Origin of the sequence: Sulfitobacter aquimarinus (assembly GCF_040149565.1) — a bacterium.
Lineage (GTDB): Bacteria > Pseudomonadota > Alphaproteobacteria > Rhodobacterales > Rhodobacteraceae > Sulfitobacter > Sulfitobacter aquimarinus.
The window spans coordinates 160386-180055 of record NZ_JBEFLO010000003.1 but is presented as its reverse complement, the minus strand read 5'-3'; the positions used below and the strand labels follow the sequence as shown (position 1 = coordinate 180055).

The window sequence follows — 19670 nt, the reverse complement described above, 5'->3', positions numbered from 1 at the left end:
GTCAACCTATAACAAAAAATGTTGTGTTAGACTGGATATATGCCGCAAAACCGAAGGGTCAAATATTGTCGACAAAGCACCCGATTTTGTCGGCCAGCTGTTCAGGGGTCAGTTCGCGGCGGAAGAAATCGACAAAGCCCTGTTCGGGCGTGACCAGATAGCTGAAGGTCGAGTGATCGACCAGATACTCGCCATCCACGGGCGGGTGCGCGCTGTAATATGTGCGGTAGGCTTTGCTTGCCTGTGCAATCTGTTCGTCACTGCCCGTCAGGCCGATCATACGCGGGTGCATCGCCTCGGAAAAATCGCGCACGACTTCGGGCGTGTCGCGGGCGGGGTCGATGGTGATAAAGACGGGCGTGACGGATTTGCCCTCGGCCTCCAACAGCTCGATCGCGGCGGCGTTGCGGTCTACATCCAGCGGGCAAACATCGGGGCAATAGGTATAGCCGAAATAGATCAACGTAGGCTCTGTTATCACCTGCTCGGAGGTGACGGTTTCGCCGTCACCGTTTACAAGCGTGAACGGACCGCCCAGATCACCCGCAACCGTGCTGCCCCCGCACGAGGCCAGATCACCGCCTTTTGAGCCACTCCCAAGAACAAGCATACCGGCCAAACCGGCTCCGGCCACAACAACAGCGGCAATGGCAGCAATACGGATCATTTTTACCTCTCCTACGGGGGACACAGCGACATTTCGCGTCTTTGCGTGTGATATGCGACAGACCTACGCTAGGTTCAACGCAAAGCAAGTCACATTTGAGTGGAGCGCGGAGATGACGCAGCAAACCATCCGACCCTTGGGCGACCGCCAACGCGCCAACTGGATAAGGTTGCGGACCATAATCCTGCTGCGCTGGGTGGCGATTGCAGGACAATTCATCGCCGTTACGCTGACGCCGCATCTGTTCGACATCCGGTTAGAGTTGGGGTGGTGCTATTTCGCCATCGGTGTTTCGGTCATTGGCAATCTGGTCGCAGGGTTTGTGTTTCCCGAAAACAAACGCTTGTCCGAGAGGCAGAACATGGGGTTGATCGTTTTCGACCTTTTGCAGCTTGGGTTCTTGCTGTTTCTGACGGGCGGGCTGAACAACCCGTTCTCGCTGTTGCTTTTGGGGCCTGTGACTATCTCGGCAACCGCACTCAGCTTTCGGTCAACCTTTGTGCTGTGCGCCTTGGCGATCCTGATTGTGACACTGCTGGCGTTTTTCAATGTGCCGCTGGTGACGTTGCAGGGCGAAAAGCTGGTGATTCCGCAGATCTTTATCTTTGGTCAATGGATCGCCCTTGTGATCGCCGTCACGTTTACGTCGCTCTATTCGCGGCGGGTCACATCCGAGATCCACCTAATGGCAGATGCCTTGTCCGCGACGCAGATGGCGCTTGCACGGGAACAAAAGCTTACCGATTTGGGCGGCGTGATCGCAGCAGCTGCGCATGAATTGGGCACCCCGCTTGCGACGATCAAACTGGCCAGTACCGAACTTGCGGCAGAATTGCGCGATCAGGCGGACCTGCGCGAAGACGCGGTGCTGATCGTGGAGCAAGCAGACAGGTGCCGCGATATTTTGCGCGATATGGGCCGCGCGGGCAAAGACGATCTGTACCTGCGCCAAGCCCCCTTGATCACCGTCATTGAAACCGCGGCAGACCCTCATATGAACCGTGGCAAAGACGTACTTCTGAGCCTGTTGGGCGATGAAAAGGCAACAGGATCGCAACCCACCATTCTGCGCATGCCCGAAATTATCCACGGGCTGCGCAACCTGATTCAGAACGCCGTTGATTTCGCAAAAACAACCGTCTGGGTCGAGGCAAGCTGGACGGACGATTTTGTGACAGTTCGTATTTTTGACGACGGCCCGGGCTTTCCCTCGCATTTGATCGGGCGTCTGGGGGATCCCTTGATGGGGCGGCGCAGACGTCGGCAGAACACAAGCTCGCGCCCCGAATACGAAGGCATGGGCCTTGGGCTTTTTATTGCGAAGACGTTGCTTGAACGGTCGGGCGCGACTTTGCGCTTTGCCAATGGCGCGGATGAAGCGGGCTACCGCAGATCCCCGATCGGTGCGGTAATCGAGGTCCGCTGGCCGCGCGACAAAATTGATGCCCGCGACGGCGAGAATGCCGTTCCTATCATGCCAAACGCCCGATTTGCCGAGGCATAGATAAATTTATGGATTAACCGATTATTAACTATACCAAACGCAATGTCGTGATAACTTCCCGTCATGGTGGAGACTGTGTTGCACTATCCCGTCCTTATTCTGGCAGTTGTTATGGCAACTGTCGCGCTGAGTCTTTGGTGGCTCATGCGGCCCCAAACAGCAGCCCGCGATGACAACTCTGCCGATCTGCCGTTTATTGTGTTTCGCAACGACGTTCTTGATTATGCGTCTGATCCGGCGTTGGCGCGCTTTCCCATCGCTATCGGTGCGCACAGCTGGGCCGATATGCACGACATTCTCTTTGAAGCCTTTCCCGGGTTTCCAGCCAAAGCACCTGTAAGCGCCGATCAGAACTTGGTCATTTCGTGTGCGTTAGATCCGCGACGAAAGCTGACTGTTGAATGGATACCAAACGGTGCCAGCCTGTCCTTCATTGGCCTCACGGATGAGCCAAACCGCAGCGAAAAACAGCAAGAGCTGGACAACCTGCGCCAGATCAACACCCACGTTCCATATCCGATCTGGAAGACAGACCAAGCCGGAGAAATCGTTTGGCAGAATGCGGCCTACAACGCGATTGGCGCTCGACACCCGCATGCGCCCATGCCGCTGTTTGATACCACACCGATGAGCGCTGCAAAGACGACTATACGCGCCAAAGTCGGGGATAAAGACGTACAAGAGGTCGAATGGTATGAAGTGACGCGCACGCCTTTGCCGGAGGGCACGCTGTATTCTGCGACCTCGCTTGATCCGCTGATCCGCGCAGAAGACGCCCAGCGCGAATTTGTGCAAACCCTCGCCAAGACGTTCGCGCATCTGTCCGTCGGTCTTGCCGTTTTCAACCGTGACCGACAGCTTGCGCTCTTCAACCCCGCGCTTATTGATCTGAGCGGACTTTCCGTTTCTTTCCTGAGCCCGCGGCCCACAATTGATTCCTTCTTTGATGCCATGCGCGAAAACCGCCGCATGCCAGAGCCCAAAAATTATAAAACATGGCGCCAGCGCATAGCCGACCTGATCGATGATGCCGAAAACGGCCGTTTTGAGGAAACATGGACACTGGAAACCGGCCAGACCTACAGCGTCAAAGGCCGCCCCCATCCCGACGGGGCCATCGCCTTTTTGCTGGAGGACATCAGCGCCGAAATCTCTCTTGCCCGAAACTTTCGTGCCGAACTGGAGCTGGGTCAAAACCTTGTCGACACATTCGAGGACGCGCTGGCCGTGTTTTCCCAATCGGGTATGCTGACGTTTTCGAACAAGGCTTTTGACACCATGTGGAAGTTCGACGCCGGAACCAGCTTTGCCGATGTGACGATCCACGACGCGATCCAGCTTTGGAAAGAACAATCGGAGGCGAACCCTCTGTGGCAAGATATTCATGACGCGGTCATGACATTGGGTGAGCGGGAAACCTGGACAATGCCCGTATGCATCAAGGGTCAGACCCCGATGCAGTGTAAGATTGTGCCGATTGCATCAGGTGCAACCGTGATCCGTTTCTCACAGCAGCAAAGGCTGGCGCAGGTCAAATCGCCGATTTTAAAAAGAAACAGCGGCTAACGGTCTTTCATGCGCGGCACCTGCCCGTTAGTTTGGGCAAATGGAACGCACCGCCACTCTCACCAGCGCTGATCAAACAGCCGATTTTGCCAAACGGCTTGCGCCGCGGCTGGCTGCGGGCGACGTGATTTTACTGACGGGTGAGGTAGGCGCGGGAAAAACCCATTTCGCCCGCGCGCTGATCCAATCGATTTTGGCCACGCCCGAAGACGTGCCATCGCCCACCTTTACCCTTGTGCAAACCTACGACGCCAAGGACGGGACCGAGGTTTGGCATGCCGACCTTTACCGCCTAACCGACCCGACCGAGGTTGAGGAGTTGGGCCTGATCGACGCGATGCAAAGCGCGATCTGCCTGATAGAATGGCCCGACAGGCTTGGATCATTGCGCCCGAACGCGGCGCTGGACATAACACTTGAAACGAACGGTCCCGAAGATCACCGCGCCCTCACCGCCCGCTGGTCCGACACGCGCTGGACCGACAAGATGAACGATTGGACCCCATGACACATCGCGCAGACGACCTGACCGCTTTTATCCAGACGTCGGGCTGGGGCAGTGCCACCCGCCTGCTGGTTGCGGGCGACGCCTCGAACCGCCGCTACGAGCGGCTGACCAAACCGGACGGCACCACGCTGATCCTGATGGACGCGCCCGCCGACAAGGGCGAGGACGTGCGCCCTTTCATCGCCATTGCAGAGCATCTGACCAACATCGGCCTAAGCGCGCCACAAATCATACACCGCGATGTGCCAAATGGTTTTCTGTTGATCGAGGATTTGGGCGACGATCTGTTCAAACAGGTAATCGCCCGCGATCCGTCGCTCGAGCTGCCGCTTTACGAGGCATCCGTTGACGTGCTGACGCAACTTCATGCCGCGCCGATGCCGCCGCTTGATCCCTATGACACCGCCACGATGACCAGTTTCGCCGCCCGTGCGTATGAGTTCTATCTGTTTGGTATAACAGGCAAATCAAACACGCCCGAGCAGGCGACATTCGAGCGGATCATGGCGGGCCTTCTGGCCCCTTTGGACACCGCGCCTCAGGTCTTGATCCAACGCGACTATCACGCCGAAAACCTGCTGTGGTTGCCGACACGCTCGGATGCGGCGCGTGTAGGTTTGCTTGATTTTCAAGACGCCATGCGCGGCCATGCGGCCTACGATCTGGTGTCGATCCTGCAAGACGCCCGCCGCGATGTGCCACGCGAAATCGAGGATGGAATGATTGCCCGCTACCTGCAACAAAACCCGCAGGACGAAGACTCATTCCGTGCCGCCTATGCCATCCTTGGCGTGCAGCGCAATCTGCGCATTGTGGGCGCCTTTGCCAAGCTTTCGATTGTGTTAGGCAAGCCGCGATACGTCGATCTCATCCCCCGTGTTTGGGAGTTCGTGGAACGCAACCTCGCGCATCCTGTGCTTGCCCCGATCAGGGCGCATGTAATGGAAACGCTCCCCCCGCCCACCGCCGATGTGCTGGACACTCTCAAAGCGAAATGCGCCACATGAGCTTTCCTGTCCTTATGTTCGCAGCGGGCTTCGGCACGCGGATGAAGCACCTGACAGCGGACCGACCCAAGCCATTGGTCGAGGTCGCAGGACGCCCGCTGATTGATCACACGCTGGCCTTGGCGCAAGAGATCGCGCCGCCTGTTATCGCAGCCAACCTGCACTACCGCGCCGAAATGCTCCAAGATCATCTGGCTCCATTAGGCGTGCAAACGCTGGTAGAGCATCCCGATATTCTAGAGACAGGCGGTGGCCTGCGTGGTGCATTGCATGTGCTGGGAAACGGGCCCGTGATTACAATGAACACGGATGCTATCTGGCACGGGACAAACCCGCTACAGATGTTGATCGACGCGTGGGATCCCGTGCGGATGGACGCGCTGCTGATGGGCATTCCGCCTGCGCAGGCGATGGAACACGAGGGCGACGGCGACTTTACCATGGACCCGCAGGGCCGTCTGTCACGGGGTGCGGGTCTGGTCTATGGCGGGGTGCAGATCATCAAGACGGACCTGCTTGGCGATATTTTGCAAAGCTCATTCTCGCTCAATCTGGTGTGGGATCAAATGCTGGCCCAGCGCCGTCTGTTTGGTCTGTCATATGAGGGTAAGTGGTGTGATGTGGGCCATCCGGGCGGCATAGACACCGCAGAACAACTGATTGCTTCCGATGTTTGAGGCCTCAGACTCCCCCCGCGTCTTTGGCCTGCCCCCCGGTGTGGATTTCCCAAAAGCACTGGCGCAAGGTCTGCGCGACCGCTTGCACGGCCACCCGCCCGAGGCGATGGCGCGCATTGATCTGCTGGTGAACACCCGCCGCATGGCCCGCCGCCTGCGCAATATTTTCGAAGACGGTCCCGCCACTCTGCTGCCCCGTATCCGCCTGATCACCGATCTGCAAAGCCTCGCCCCAAGCGTCATCATGCCCAGTGGCGCACCCGCGCTGCGGCGCAGGCTTGAGCTGATCGGCCTTATCTCAGCCTTGCTGGAACAATCCCCGGACCTCGCCTCGCGGGCGTCTCTTTATGATCTGGCCGACAGCCTTGCCGCGCTGATTGACGAGATGCAGGGCGAAGGGGTCACGCCCGATGACATCGCGCAGCTGGATGTAACGGACCAGTCAGGCCATTGGGAACGGGCCAAGGTATTTTTGGGCATTGTCCAAGACTACCTGACCCTCACGGAATCGGCCCCCGACAAAGAGGCGCGGCAACGCACCCATGTGCAGGCGCTGGCGGCGCTTTGGGCAGAGAACCCGCCGCAGAACCCGATCATCATCGCGGGGTCCACAGGGTCACGCGGCACGACGATGTTGCTGATGCAGGCTGTTGCCAAGCTGCCGCAAGGCGCGATTGTGCTCCCTGGGTTTGATGATCAACTGCCCTCGGATGTTTGGGCAGCGTTGGATGATCCGCTGATCTCGGAGGACCACCCGCAGTTTCGCTTTTACAGTCTGATGAAAGGGTTAGACAGCTCGGCCAATGCTGTCAAAAACTGGCAGGATACCGCGCCACCGTCGCCCGCCCGAAACAAGCTGGTGTCGTTGTCGCTGCGCCCTGCCCCTGTCACGGACGCATGGCGCATTGAAGGCCCGCAGTTGCAAGACCTTGAGAAGGCGACAAAGGATATGACCCTTGTGCTGGCTGAAACGCCGCGGGCAGAGGCATTGGCCATTGCGTTGCGCTTGCGCCAAGCGGCCCAAGACGGCCAGACCGCGGCCCTGATTACTCCGGACCGAATGTTGGGCCGTCGTGTGACTGCCGCGCTGACCCGTTGGGACATTCTGCCCGATGACAGTGCCGGCACGCCATTGCATCTGTCGCCTCCGGGTCGGTTTTTGCGGCATGTGGCGGGCCTGATGACGACCAAGCTGGACGCCGAGGCGCTGCTGACCTTACTCAAACACCCGCTTACCCACAGCGGTGAGGGTCGCAACTTTCACCAACTTCACACGCAACGCTGCGAATTGGCGATCCGCCGCACGGGGCTACCCTATCCGCAGGCAGACGCCTTTACAGACATGTGCAAAACCGCGCTGCCCGATGACGACGCGTTCAACGACTGGGCCGTTTGGGTGGCGCAGGCCACGATGGGCCATCAGGAGACGGGCACGCAACCGCTCGACTATTGGGTGGCGCAGCATCTCGCGTTGGCGAACGCATTGGCGGCTGGGCCGACCGCCACCGATGACCATGAACTCTGGCGGCAGAAAGCGGGCAAAGAAGCGCAGCGCGTCATGCAGGAACTACAAACCGAGGCCGGTTTCGGCACCAGCCTGACCGCCCGCGACTATGCCGATCTGGTCGGCGCGCTTTTGGCAGCAGGCGAAGTTCGTGACCGCGACGCGCCTCATCCCGACATCATGATTTGGGGCACATTGGAAGCACGGGTTCAGGGTGCCGATCTGGTGATCCTTGGCGGGTTGAACGACGGCACATGGCCCGAAGCACCCGCGCCCGATCCATGGCTGAACCGCAAGATGCGCAATGACGCAAATCTGCTGTTGCCTGAACGGCGCGTGGGTCTGTCGGCGCATGACTACCAACAAGCCGTCTGCGCCCCAGAAGTATGGATCACCCGTTCGATCCGATCAGAGGATGCGGAAACCGTGCCGTCGCGCTGGATCAACCGGTTGGGTAACTTGATGGGCGGGTTGCCCAAGCAAGGCGGCGTGCATGCATGGGACGCGATGATCGGACGCGGCAGCTATTGGCTGGATCAGGCCCGCGCATTGGAAGCGGTGACCCCGATCGCACCCGCGCCGCGCCCCTCTCCGAAACCGCCGCTGGCCGCACGGCCGCGCCGCCTGTCTGTGACCAAAATCAAGACGCTGATCCGCGACCCCTATGCGATCTATGCGCAAAGCACGCTGCGGCTCCGCCCGCTTAACCCGTTGGTCCAATCGCCCGATGCGCCTTTGCGTGGCACCGTCACCCATGAGGTGATGGAGACCTTTGTGAAATCCGTCTTAGCCGACCCTGATCTGCTGAGGTCAGAACACCTGATCGAAACGGCGGAACACGCGCTTGCCGATCTGGTGCCATGGCCCGCAGCCCGCACGATCTGGCTGGCGAAGCTGGCGCGTGTGGCCGACTGGTTTGTGGAGGGAGAGCGTGCGCGGTTGCAGATTGCAAAGCCCATCGCGTTCGAGGACGCCGCACGGGGAAAGCTGGAGCTGAGCGATATCGGCTTTACCATAACCGGTGTTGCCGACAGGATCGACCGCGCCGACAGCGGCGAGATCCAGATATATGACTACAAGACCGGCAAGCCGCCCACCGACAAACAGCAGGCGCATTTCGACAAACAGCTGCTGATCGAGGCGGCGATGGTCGAGGAAGGCGCCTTTGGCAATGTACCAACGGCCCCTGTTTCCCGCGCTGTTTTCATCGGACTGGGCAACCCGCCGATGGAGGTTGACGCGCCGCTGATCGAAGAACCGCCAGCCGAGACAATTGCCAGCCTGCGCAAGCTGCTGAAAGCGTATTTAGACCCTAACCAAGGCTTTACCGCCCGCCGCATGATGGAACGGGATGGATTTGACGGGGATTATGACCACCTCGCCCGCTATGGCGAATGGGACGGATCGGACGCGGCCCAGCCGGAGGATATTCTATGACTGGCCTGCCCCAATGGGACGATGCCACCCGCGCCCAGATCACCGCTGCGCGTCCCGATATGTCAACGTGGCTCAGCGCGAATGCAGGCTCGGGCAAGACCCGCGTGCTGACCGACCGCGTTGCGCGGCTGCTGCTGGACGAGGTAAAGCCGCAGCATATTCTGTGTCTGACCTATACCAAAGCCGCCGCATCGGAGATGCAGAACCGCCTGTTCAAACGCCTCGGCGCTTGGGCAATGATGGAAGATGACGCGCTGCGCACCGAGTTGCGCGATCTGGGGGTTCTCAAGGACGTAGCGCCCCAACAGCTGCGCGAAGCACGGACCCTGTTCGCCCAAGCGATCGAGACACCGGGCGGGTTGAAAATCCAGACGATCCATTCGTTCTGCGCCTCGCTTTTGCGCCGCTTTCCGTTGGAGGCAGGTGTAAGTCCGCAGTTCAAAGAGATTGAAGACCGCGCCGCCGAGTTGCTACGCTCTGATATTCTGGACACGATGGCCGAGGGGCCGCACGCTGGTTTGGTCGCAGGATTGGCAGCGCATTACACGGGCGAAAGCTTTGCCTCGTTGACCAAGGCGATTACAGGCAAGCGGGAGGATTTTGTAAATCTGCCCGGTGATCTGAACGCTCTATTCGATCTGCCGCCCGGGTTTGATCTGGCCGCCCTGCCCCGCGATGTGATGGACGATGCGGTTGCCAGATGGATGCCCGATGCGATTACGGTTCTGGCCGCGCAGAATAACAAGACAATGCCCGCACTCGCCACTGGCCTGCGCGGGATTGATTTTGACGCACCTACGCTCGACGATCTGGTCAGGCTCAAGGCGCTGATGCTCACGAAAGATATGCAGCCGCGCAAAAACCTTGTGACCAAGGGCGCCGCGACTGAACTGGGGCAGATGCTGTCCCCGTTTGAGGATTTGGCCCAGCGCACGCTTGAGGCGCATGATCTGCACATGCGGGCGCGAAATGTGGCGCGGACGGCGGCGCTGCACCGCTTTGCCGCTGAGTTCATCACCCGCTACGAGGCCGAGAAACAACAGCGCGGGTGGCTCGACTTTGATGATCTGATCCTGCGGGCGCGGGCATTGTTGAATGACCCGAAAGTGGCGGCTTGGGTGCTGTACCGCATCGACGGGGGGATTGATCACATTCTGGTGGACGAGGCGCAGGATACCTCGCCGCGGCAGTGGGATGTGATTGAAAAGCTGGCGGATGAATTCGCCTCGGGCGAGGGTGCGCGGGAAGATCAGACAGCGCGGACCCTGTTCGTTGTGGGCGATAAAAAGCAATCGATCTATTCTTTCCAAGGCGCCGACCCGCGTGAGTTTGATCTGAAGCGCGACGCGTTTCGCGCCAGTCTTGAGGCGGCGAAACTGGGGTTCCAGAACCAGAGCCTTGATTATTCTTTTCGTTCGTCGCCTGCCGTTTTGCGCACGGTGGACCAGACGTTCAACACCCAGCCCGAGCCACGGATGGGCGATGCCATGACCCATCTGGCGTTCAAAGACGCACTGCCAGGTCGCGTCGATCTGTGGCCACTGGTCGAGGCGACGAAGACAGAGGACGAGACCCCCGATTGGACCGACCCTGTCGACCGCAAAAGCCCGCAACACCATACTGTTGTTATCGCCGAACAGATCGCCGATCAGATCAAGCATCTGACCGAGGGGGAGCATTACATCCCCGACGAAGACAAAGACCGCAAGATGATCCGCCGCCGCATCACGGCGGGTGATTTTCTGATCCTTGTGCGGGGGCGGCAGTCGGGGCTATTCTCGGAAATTATTCGCGCTTGCAAGGTCGCGGGTTTGCCGATTGCGGGGGCAGACAGGCTCAAGGTCGGGGCAGAGCTGGCCGTGCGCGACATTGGCGCGTTGTTGTCGTTTCTTGCCACACCTGACGATGCGCTGTCTTTGGCGACCGCGCTGCGCTCGCCCTTGTTTGGCTGGGACGAACAGGCGCTGTTTACGTTGGCGCATCACCGGCCTGTGAAACAGGAATTGTGGGAGAGTTTGCGCAAGCAGGCAGATACCTACCCGCAGACGCTTGCTATGCTGGCGGACCTACGGGCGCAGATTGATTTCGAGCGCCCCTATGACCTGATCGAACGTATCCTGACCCGCCACGATGGCCGCCGCAAATTGCTGGCACGCTTGGGGACTGAAGCCGAGGATGGCATCGACGCGCTGTTGGGTCAGGCGCTCGCGTACGAGCGGACCGAAGTGCCCAGCCTGACAGGGTTTCTGGAATGGATGCAGGCCGACGATCTGGAGATCAAGCGCCAGATCGACAGCGCCTCGGATCAGATCCGCGTGATGACGGTGCATGGGGCCAAAGGGCTGGAAGCGCCGATTGTGATCCTGCCAGATACCGGCAGTAAGGCCGTCAGCATCAAGGACGAGATTATCACGCTCAACGACGTGCCGATCTGGAAACCGAACGCCCCTGACATGACCACAGGCATCACCGCCCGTATCGACGCACTAAAGCAGGCCCAGACCGAGGAATCCCTGCGCCTTCTGTATGTCGCGATGACCCGCGCCGAAAAGTGGCTGATCGTGGCGGCGGCAGGGAAACTGCCCACGACGAACGACAGTTGGTACCAGATGGTTGAAGGCGCGTTGCAGCATTTGAACGCCGTGCCGTTTACCGACGGGCCAGCAAGCGGCATCCGCCACATCGAGGCAGGCTGGGACGAATTGCCCGTCGTTACCGTACCAAAACCGCAAAGAACCGCGCCCGTCCTTGATCCTGTCTTTACCTCACCACCGCCAGCCCCTGCCCCGCGCCGCGAGGCGCTTAGCCCATCCACGGACCTTGACGGCGCCAAGGCGCTGGCAGGCGAAGCGGGCATGGACGAGGAAACAGCCAAAGCCTACGGCACGCTTGTCCACACCTTGTTGGAGCATCTCTGCGCCGTGCCAACCGCCCAGCGCAAAGACGCGGCGATCCATCTGCTGCCTGATGTGGCGTTTGCCGACACGGCACTGAGCGAAGCCTTGGCCGTCTTGGACACATCCACACTCGCCCCCGTGTTTGCACCCGATGCCTTGACCGAAGTCGCCGTGACCGCCGATCTGGGGCAACAACGGCTCTACGGGATCATCGACCGCTTGATCGTCACACCCGATCGCGTGCTGGCCGTGGATTTCAAAACCAACCACACGGTGCCTGACACAGCCGATGAATGCCCCGAAGGATTGCTGCGCCAGATGGGCGCCTATGACCACGCCCTGCGCGCAATCTATCCTGACCGCGTGATTGAAACGGCGATCTTGTGGACCCACACGCGAAATCTAATGATGCTGCCTCACGATGCTGTCAGGGATGCGCTTGTCCGCACAGGTCACCTTGACGCAGGCGGCGCGTCTTCTTAGGTACGTCTAGAACCCGAACCCATGGAGAGCTTTATGGCCACCGTTTCCGTTACCGATGCTACCTTCGACGCCGAAGTAAAAAATTCCGACATCCCTGTAGTGGTGGATTTCTGGGCCGAATGGTGTGGCCCCTGCAAGCAGATCGGCCCCGCCTTGGAAGAATTGTCGGCCGAGATGGACGGCAAGGTCAAGATCGTCAAAGTGAACGTTGACGACAACCCGAACTCGCCTGCCCAAATGGGTGTGCGCGGTATTCCGGCGCTGTTCATCTTCAAAGGCGGCGAAGTCGTTTCAAACATGGCAGGTGCGCGCCCCAAGGCAGCCCTGCAAAGCTGGATCGAAGAATCCATCTAAGCCGACTTTAAGACTTTAAGTGAAAGGCGCTCCATCCTCGGGGCGCCTTTTGCGTTTCAGGACATCCAGCCAAAGCGACGCAGGCGGGCGGCGATCGTTTCTTCCGCTTCCGGACGGCCTGCGTTGATGCAGTTGCGTTGCCAGAACCAGTGGATGTAGGCGGCGTAATCGGGCGCGGCGGTCTGCACAGCGGCAAAGCCTTCGGTTAAGTCGTCCGCCTCAGCCAATGTCGCGATGTGGTGAAAATCAGCCTTTCGAAACAACAGCGCGGATTTACCAAAAAAATACCCGTTGAACGCCACGCTGGAGTTCTGGGTCACAACATAATCGCAGTACGGCAACAGGTCATCCATGCCACCCCTTTGCACCGTCAGCCGTGGATCGGCTTTTGCCATCGCCTCTAGTGCTGCAATCTCGGGCGCTGAATAGACCTCGTTCGGGTGCACGGTCGCCACGACAGGTTTGTCCGTGTGGGTCAGGCAGGCGCGAACCATGTCCAAAGGGCTGCAAATTTGGAAGGGGCGGTGCGCCGACAGTTTGCCCTGTAGCGGGACATAGATGAAACCATCGCGGCGCGCCGATTGCGGGGCCTTCCCGAACAGACGTTTTTGCCAGAAGGCGTAGAAGCGCGCCGCTTCCTCCGCCTCGGACGGATCAGGATCAAACAGGCGCTGCGCCACGTCCCATGCGGCACGCTCGGAAGTCTGCTCGATCTGCCAGAACGGATAGTGATAGGCGCGGCGAAAGCACAGGCCATCGGCATCGGGCGGCGCTTTGATATGGCTAAGCGTTCGGCCCTTGCCACTGGGCGCACCACGCGGGCCAAAGGGGGCATAGTCTACCCCCATCCCCGCCGCTTGCACCACCTGCGCGACCTTACCGATAAAGTTGTGCTTGCCCGCCCGCGCACTCTCGCACAGCTCGGGCTCCATGTAGAATGTGACGGTGTCAGGCATGCTCATACCCGATGATTTAAGCGGCAAACGGGGACGCAGCAAGGGCCGCCCTTGTCCCACGCGCCCCAGACCGCCATATAGATGAGCAAAGATGGAGGCCTCATGGCAGATACAGATTTTCCCGGTTGGCACGGTACAACCATCATTGGTGTGAAAAAGGGTGGCGAGGTCGTGATTGCGGGCGACGGGCAGGTGAGCCTGGGCCAGACCGTGATCAAAGGAACCGCCCGCAAGGTGCGCCGCCTCACGCCCGGCGGGCATGACGTGGTTGTGGGCTTTGCCGGATCGACGGCAGATGCGTTCACGCTGCTGGAGCGGTTGGAGGCCAAGCTGGAAGCCACCCCCGGTCAGTTGCAACGCGCCAGCGTCGAGCTGGCCAAAGACTGGCGGACAGACAAATACCTGCAAAAGCTGGAGGCGATGTTGATCGTCACAGACGGGACTGAGCTGCTCATCATCACCGGTGCCGGTGACGTGCTGGAGCCCGAGCATAACATCGCGGCCATCGGATCGGGCGGTAACTTTGCGCTGGCCGCTGCACGCGGGCTGATTGACAGCGACCGTGATGCCGAAGCCGTGGCCCGCGACGCGATGAAAATTGCCTCCGACATCTGCGTCTATACCAATGGCAACCTCACTGTAGAGAAGGTTTCAGCATGACCGATCTGACCCCCCGCGAAATCGTCTCGGAACTGGACCGCTTTATCATCGGGCAGAATGACGCGAAGCGTGCCGTGGCCGTAGCGTTGCGCAACCGCTGGCGGTGTCGCAACCTGCCCGATGATATCCGCGCCGAGGTGTACCCCAAGAATATCCTGATGATTGGCCCCACAGGCGTTGGTAAGACCGAAATCAGCCGCCGTTTGGCGAAACTCGCCCGTGCGCCGTTTCTCAAGGTTGAGGCGACGAAGTTTACCGAAGTCGGCTATGTCGGCCGCGATGTGGAACAGATCATCCGCGATCTGCTGGATGCGGCCATTGCCATGACCCGCGAACATATGCGTGAGGACGTGAAGGCGAATGCCCAGAAAGCCGCCGAAGAGCGCGTGATTGATGCCATCGCAGGGCCGGACGCCCGCGAGGGCACCCGCGATATGTTCCGCAAGAAACTGCATGACGGCCAGCTTGACGATACGATGATCGAGCTTGAGGTCGCCGATACCTCCAACCCGTTTTCTGCCATGGAAATCCCCGGTCAGCCTCAAATGGGCGGCGGGATGATGAACATCGGTGATCTCTTCGGCAAAGCCATGGGCGGGCGCACCACGAAAAAACGCCTCAGCGTGGCAGACAGCTATGAGGTGCTGATCGGGGAAGAGGCCGACAAGCTGCTGGATGATGAGACCGTCACCCGCGCCGCGATTGAAGCGGTTGAGCAGAACGGCATCGTGTTTCTGGACGAGATCGACAAAGTCTGCACCCGCGCCGATGCCCGTGGTGGCGACGTGAGCCGCGAAGGGGTGCAGCGTGATCTGCTGCCGCTGATCGAGGGCACAACCGTCAGCACCAAACACGGGCCAGTGAAAACCGACCATGTGCTGTTTATCGCTTCGGGTGCGTTTCACATCGCAAAACCATCGGACCTGTTGCCCGAGTTGCAGGGCCGTCTGCCGATCCGTGTGGAACTGCGTGCCCTTACCGAAGATGACTTCGTGCGCATCCTCACGGAAACCGACAATGCGCTGACGCTGCAATACACCGCACTGATGGGGACCGAGCAGGTCGAAGTGGCCTTTACCGACGATGGCATCAAGGCACTGGCCAAGATCGCGGCAGATGTGAACCAATCGGTCGAGAACATCGGCGCGCGGCGTCTGTACACGGTGATGGAACGGGTGTTTGAAGAGCTTTCATTCACCGCGCCGGACCGCAGTGGCGAGACGATCGAGGTGAACGCAGATTTTGTGCAAACCAATCTGGGTGAGCTGGTGAAATCAACCGATCTAAGCCGCTACGTGCTTTAACCCCTTCCCAATCCCTCATGCGCCTGCGACCAAGGGCGCATGAGCTATATTCGTTTCCTGATAGACAACCGCCTGTTCCTGCTGGCGGGGTTTTTGCTGACCTTTACCTCGTCCTACGGGCAGACCTATTTTATCTCGCTGTTCGCGGGAGAGATTAAGGGCGCGTTCAGCCTGACTGATGGCGGATGGGGTGGGGTATATACGATCGGGACCACGCTATCGGCGGTGACGATGATTTGGGCGGGCACGCTGACGGATCGCTTTCGCGTTCGGCAGTTGTCTCTTTGGGTGATGGTGATGCTGGCGATGGCCTGTTTCGCGATGGCGCTGGTGCCAAATGCGGTTTTTCTGGTGTTTGTGATCTATGCGCTGCGGCTGACGGGGCAGGGGATGCTGTCGCAACTGGGCGCTGTGGCGATGTCGCGCTGGTTTGTCGCCACGCGGGGGCGGGCGCTGTCGCTGTCTTCGATGGGGTTTGCCGTGGGGCAGGCAATGCTGCCCGTAGTGTTTGTGGCGCTGCTGGCCACATGGCATTGGCGCAGTTTGTGGATGCTGGCGGCTGTCTGCGTGCTGGTGACGATCCCGTTCATGCAGCTGCTACTTCGACAAGAACGCACACCACAGTCCATGGCGGACACAACGCTAAGCCTTGGGATGCAGGGCCGCCACTGGACCCGCGCCCAGATGCTGCGCCATCCGCTTTTCTACATCTTGATCCCGCTGGTCCTTGGGCCGTCCGCATGGGGGACTGCGCTGTTTTTCCAACAAGTACACCTGACCGAGGTGAAGGGGTGGAGCCTTGTTTCCTATGTCGCGTTGATGCCCGTCTATACAGCGGCCAGCATTGCCTTCACCTTCATCACCGGCTGGGCGATTGACCGCTTTGGCGTGAAGTGGGTTGTGCCGTTTCAGCTGATCCCCTTTGGCGTGTCCTTCGTTGTGCTGGCGCTGGCCGATACGATTTTCATGGCAGGCGTTGGCCTTGTGATATTCGGCATCGGGCAGGGAATGCAGGGCACGGCAACGGCGGCGTTCTGGTCGGTCTTCTACGGGACCAAGCATCTGGGCGCGATTAAAGCGGCGGCTGCGGCGCTGATGGTGTTCGGCTCGGCCATCGGGCCGGGGATTACAGGTGCATTTATCGACTATGGCGTGGATTTCCCTGACCAGATGATCCCGCTGTCGCTGTTCTACTTTGGCGGTGCGGTCTTGGCTGGTCTGGGCATCTGGCGCTATCAGCGCGACCTACCTGTGACGGCGTAGATAGACGTAATAGGCCCCGCCACCGCCGTGGCTGATATGGGCCTGTGCGACCTGCAAAACCACCGATTTCATCGGCTGCATCTGCAACCATTGCGGCACCTGATGGCGCAACACCCCGTGGCGCACAGGGATCGGGCCGCCTTCGTCGCGCTGTTTGCCTTTGCCCGTCACCACAAGGATCAGACGTTTGCCGCTGGCGTGGGCACTCATCACAAATCCGGTTAGCGCGGGGTGGGCACGGTCCAGCGTCATGCCGTGCAGGTCCAGCTTCCCTTCGGGGCGCAGCTTGCCGCGCTTGAGCTTGGTGAAGGATTTTTGATCCATCTGCACGGGGGCTTGGCGGATTTGATCGTGGATCGCGGGGGCGAGGTTGTGCGCAGGTGCGCGCGTGGTGCCTGTAGGCCGCCCAAGGATCACCGATTTCGCCTTGCGCAACCCACGCGGGGCCGGGGCGGTCTCGGGCGTGTCGATATCGGGATCAAAGCGCTGCACCTCAAGGTTGCTGCGCGTCATAGGTTGCGTATTGGCACGGACGCGGTCCCACAGCTCGCGATCCTCGGGCGTGAGGCCACGACGTTTCACAACGCGCTTTCGGGCAGCAGAGCATAGGCACGCTGGATCGGCATCAACACCAACAACCGCCCCGGATCGCGCAGCGTGCCCGCTTCGCGGCCCGCCTCGTCTCCGGTACCAAAGAACACATCAGCCCGCTGCGCCCCCTTGATGGCCGATCCGGTGTCTTGGGCAATCATCAAACGGCGCAGGGGTTTCTTGCCGTCTTTTTCGATCCAGACGGGAGAGCCGAGGCGGATAAAAGACGGGTCAATCGCCACGGTCCGCATTGTCGTGATCGACCGGTTCATCGCGCCCAGCGGACCCTTGTCGGCGGGGACTTTGCTCACTTCGCGGAAGAAAACGTAGGAGGGGTTGTGGTACAGCAGCTCTTGGCCGTCGACAGGGTTGCGGCGCACCCAGTTCTTGATGACCTGCGCGCTGACCTGATGGGCGTTATAGATACCCTGACGCACCAGTTCCTGCCCGATCGAGCGGTAGTTGTGGCCGTTTGATCCACGGTAACCCACGCGCACAAAAGATCCGTTCGGCAAACGGATGCGGCCTGATCCCTGAATTTGCAAAAAGAACAGCTCAACAGGGTCATCGACCCAAGCGATCACCAGATTGCGGCCATCCATCACACCGCTTTCCAAAATCTCGCGGCGGGTAAACCACGGACGGTTGGTGCGGGCCTCGGGCGGCATTTTGTAGACGGGAAAGCGGTAGCGGGCTGTGCGGCTGAGTGACCCGTCAAGCTCTGGCTCGAAGTAGCCGGTGAACATCGCCTCTTTGCCATCTTGCATCAGGACGGGGCGGAACAGCAGCTCGAAAAACTCACGCGGGTCGGGGTTTGATTGGGCATAGGCGCAAATGGCCCGCCAGTCGGGGCCTTTCATGTCCTTGCAGGTGTTTAGATACGTCTGGAATGCGGCGGCGTGATCGTCCTGCGCCCAACCGTCCAAGTCATCAAACGACAGGACGTCATATTTGACTTCAGACGCCAAAGGCCCCGCCAAAAGCGAGGCCAGCAAAATGGCACTGATGCGTAGGCCGCATGCTACCCGTCTGTAGAAACCAAGAACCAATTCGGATCATCCGAGCCCATGATTCGTGCAAACACCCACGAATCTTTTTGCTTTTTAACATCTGTGAGACTTCCTTCAATGATCTCACCGTCTTTGTCGCGCACCGCTTGCGTCAGTTCGGCCACAAATTTCAACGTCATTTCCGCCTCTTTGGTATCGGGGTCCAGAGTCACATTCTCCAACGACATCTCGCGCACACCGATAAAGTTTGCCTCGATCGTCAGGCCCTGATCTTCGCGTGCGGCGATACCCTCCACGAAGCTTTCATAGATGTCCTCGGCGAGGAAATCTTTGATCTGGTCCAACTCACCGTTCTCATAGCCCATCACGATCATCTCGTATGCGCCGCGACCACCCGCAAGGAAGTCGGTCACGTTAAACGACGGCTCGATGCGTTTCATTTCGGTCAAAGCGCGCGCTTGGGCGGTGCCTTCGTCAAAATGGTCGGTGATGTCCAGATCGGGGCCGCCTTCGATGACTTCAAAGGCAGGGCCGCTGCGTTCTGCGGGTTGTTGGGGCAGGGGTGGTTTTTCAAACCCCTCCCGCGTGCCCAGCACGTTTTTGAGCCGCAGGATCAGAAAAACCGCAATAGCGGCAAGCACCAGAAGCTGGATAAGCGGCGAATTCATACGTACCTCTTGAGGTCTAGACGTGGAAACAATCGTTTGAGCACCTTATGTAGGGTTGAAGGGGCCTCAAGTCCACTGTGGCCCAGATGAAAGGAAGCATTACATGTGGCTTTTAATTGCATTCATCGCCGTTCCGGTGATCGAGATTGCATTATTTATTCAGGTTGGCGGGTTTATCGGCCTGTGGCCGACGCTGTTGATCGTTATTTTGACGGCGCTTGCGGGCACCTATCTGGTGCGCAGTCAGGGGCGGCTGGCGCTGGGCCAGCTTCAGCAATCATTTGGTGAAATGCGCGACCCGACAGAGCCCTTGGTGCATGGCGCGATGATCCTGTTTTCGGGTGCGCTGTTGCTGACGCCGGGGTTTTTCACGGATGCTTTGGGCTTTGCCTTGTTGATCCCTGCGTTTCGCACCACCGTGTTCAAAGCGGTCCGCGCAAGGGTGAATATCCAGACTTTCGGGACGAAGTCACACAACACCCAGCCCCATCACCCACAAGGTCGCAGCGACGGCGACATCATTGATGCGGAATACACCGAACTGCCTGATGATGATGCGCCGCGCGGCAGCTCGGGCTGGACCAAGCACTAAGCGATTGAGCGCTTTGCAATGA

At 59.5% G+C, this 19670-nt stretch carries 17 protein-coding genes; 12 read left to right on the top strand and 5 right to left on the bottom strand.

All coding sequences use genetic code 11. The features are described 5' to 3' along the window. Nucleotides 1-58 precede the first annotated feature (58 nt). Nucleotides 59-667 carry an SCO family protein gene (locus ABMC88_RS07880; RefSeq protein WP_349576316.1) on the bottom strand — a complete coding sequence of 203 codons (609 nt, stop codon included), beginning with the start codon at nt 665-667 and terminating at the stop codon, nt 59-61. A 112-nt stretch (nt 668-779) separates the two neighbouring features. Here ABMC88_RS07880 and regB point away from each other — a divergent pair, with 112 nt between their 5' ends. The 8 genes from regB to trxA all read left to right on the top strand — a co-directional run bounded on the left by regB (nt 780) and on the right by trxA (nt 12604). After that, nucleotides 780-2171: a sensor histidine kinase RegB gene (gene regB / locus ABMC88_RS07875; protein WP_349576315.1), complete on the top strand. Its 1392-nt coding sequence runs from the start codon at nt 780-782 to the stop codon at nt 2169-2171. 144 nt (nt 2172-2315) lie between these two features. After that, on the top strand, nt 2316-3737 hold the full coding sequence (locus ABMC88_RS07870) for a PAS-domain containing protein (RefSeq protein WP_349576314.1): 1422 nt from the start codon (nt 2316-2318) through the stop codon (nt 3735-3737). 40 nt (nt 3738-3777) lie between these two features. After that, entirely contained in the window at nt 3778-4245 is a 468-nt protein-coding gene (tsaE, locus tag ABMC88_RS07865) for a tRNA (adenosine(37)-N6)-threonylcarbamoyltransferase complex ATPase subunit type 1 TsaE (protein ID WP_349576313.1), read from the top strand. Then, entirely contained in the window at nt 4242-5252 is a 1011-nt protein-coding gene (locus tag ABMC88_RS07860) for an aminoglycoside phosphotransferase family protein (RefSeq protein WP_349576312.1), read from the top strand. The genes tsaE and ABMC88_RS07860 overlap by 4 nt, the downstream gene beginning before the upstream one ends. Next, nucleotides 5240-5929: a nucleotidyltransferase family protein gene (locus ABMC88_RS07855; protein ID WP_349576311.1), complete on the top strand. Its 690-nt coding sequence runs from the start codon at nt 5240-5242 to the stop codon at nt 5927-5929. Before ABMC88_RS07860 ends, ABMC88_RS07855 begins: the two co-directional genes overlap by 13 nt. Then, nucleotides 5922-8870 (top strand): double-strand break repair protein AddB, encoded by a 2949-nt coding sequence (gene addB, locus ABMC88_RS07850; RefSeq protein ID WP_349576310.1) that lies wholly within the window; start codon nt 5922-5924, stop codon nt 8868-8870. Before ABMC88_RS07855 ends, addB begins: the two co-directional genes overlap by 8 nt. Then, entirely contained in the window at nt 8867-12250 is a 3384-nt protein-coding gene (gene addA / locus ABMC88_RS07845; protein ID WP_349576309.1) for a double-strand break repair helicase AddA, read from the top strand. The genes addB and addA overlap by 4 nt, the downstream gene beginning before the upstream one ends. Before the next feature lie 33 nt (nt 12251-12283). Continuing rightward, nucleotides 12284-12604, top strand: a complete 321-nt coding sequence (trxA, locus tag ABMC88_RS07840; protein WP_349576308.1) for a thioredoxin — start codon at nt 12284-12286, stop codon at nt 12602-12604. Between the two features lie 56 nt (nt 12605-12660). On the opposite strand, the gene ABMC88_RS07835 is transcribed toward trxA, so the two are convergent. Next, nucleotides 12661-13566 (bottom strand): hypothetical protein, encoded by a 906-nt coding sequence (locus tag ABMC88_RS07835; RefSeq protein ID WP_349576307.1) that lies wholly within the window; start codon nt 13564-13566, stop codon nt 12661-12663. A 96-nt stretch (nt 13567-13662) separates the two neighbouring features. On the opposite strand from ABMC88_RS07835, the gene hslV reads away from it, so the two are divergent. From hslV to ABMC88_RS07820, 3 genes are read left to right on the top strand one after another with little or no spacing between them, the layout of a single operon-like run. Next, nucleotides 13663-14220 carry an ATP-dependent protease subunit HslV gene (gene hslV / locus ABMC88_RS07830; RefSeq protein ID WP_349576306.1) on the top strand — a complete coding sequence of 186 codons (558 nt, stop codon included), beginning with the start codon at nt 13663-13665 and terminating at the stop codon, nt 14218-14220. After that, on the top strand, nt 14217-15524 hold the full coding sequence (gene hslU / locus ABMC88_RS07825; protein WP_349576305.1) for an ATP-dependent protease ATPase subunit HslU: 1308 nt from the start codon (nt 14217-14219) through the stop codon (nt 15522-15524). The genes hslV and hslU overlap by 4 nt, the downstream gene beginning before the upstream one ends. 39 nt (nt 15525-15563) lie before the next feature. Continuing rightward, on the top strand, nt 15564-16787 hold the full coding sequence (locus tag ABMC88_RS07820; protein WP_349576304.1) for an MFS transporter: 1224 nt from the start codon (nt 15564-15566) through the stop codon (nt 16785-16787). On the opposite strand, the gene ABMC88_RS07815 is transcribed toward ABMC88_RS07820, so the two are convergent. The 3 genes from ABMC88_RS07815 to ABMC88_RS07805 are packed head-to-tail and all read right to left on the bottom strand — an operon-like array spanning nt 16770 to nt 19056. Further along, a complete protein-coding gene (locus ABMC88_RS07815) occupies nt 16770-17369 on the bottom strand; it encodes a Smr/MutS family protein (protein WP_349576303.1) in 600 nt (199 codons plus the stop codon). The genes ABMC88_RS07820 and ABMC88_RS07815 overlap by 18 nt on opposite strands. Continuing rightward, nucleotides 17366-18376, bottom strand: coding sequence for a murein transglycosylase A (gene mltA, locus ABMC88_RS07810; RefSeq protein WP_439655590.1), 1011 nt, complete (start codon nt 18374-18376; stop codon nt 17366-17368). Before mltA ends, ABMC88_RS07815 begins: the two co-directional genes overlap by 4 nt. A gap of 23 nt (nt 18377-18399) precedes the next feature. Continuing rightward, a complete protein-coding gene (locus ABMC88_RS07805) occupies nt 18400-19056 on the bottom strand; it encodes a Tim44/TimA family putative adaptor protein (RefSeq protein ID WP_349576301.1) in 657 nt (218 codons plus the stop codon). 103 nt (nt 19057-19159) lie between these two features. On the opposite strand from ABMC88_RS07805, the gene ABMC88_RS07800 reads away from it, so the two are divergent. Then, nucleotides 19160-19648 carry an FxsA family protein gene (locus ABMC88_RS07800; RefSeq protein WP_349576300.1) on the top strand — a complete coding sequence of 163 codons (489 nt, stop codon included), beginning with the start codon at nt 19160-19162 and terminating at the stop codon, nt 19646-19648. The last annotated feature ends 22 nt before the right edge of the window (nt 19649-19670 follow it).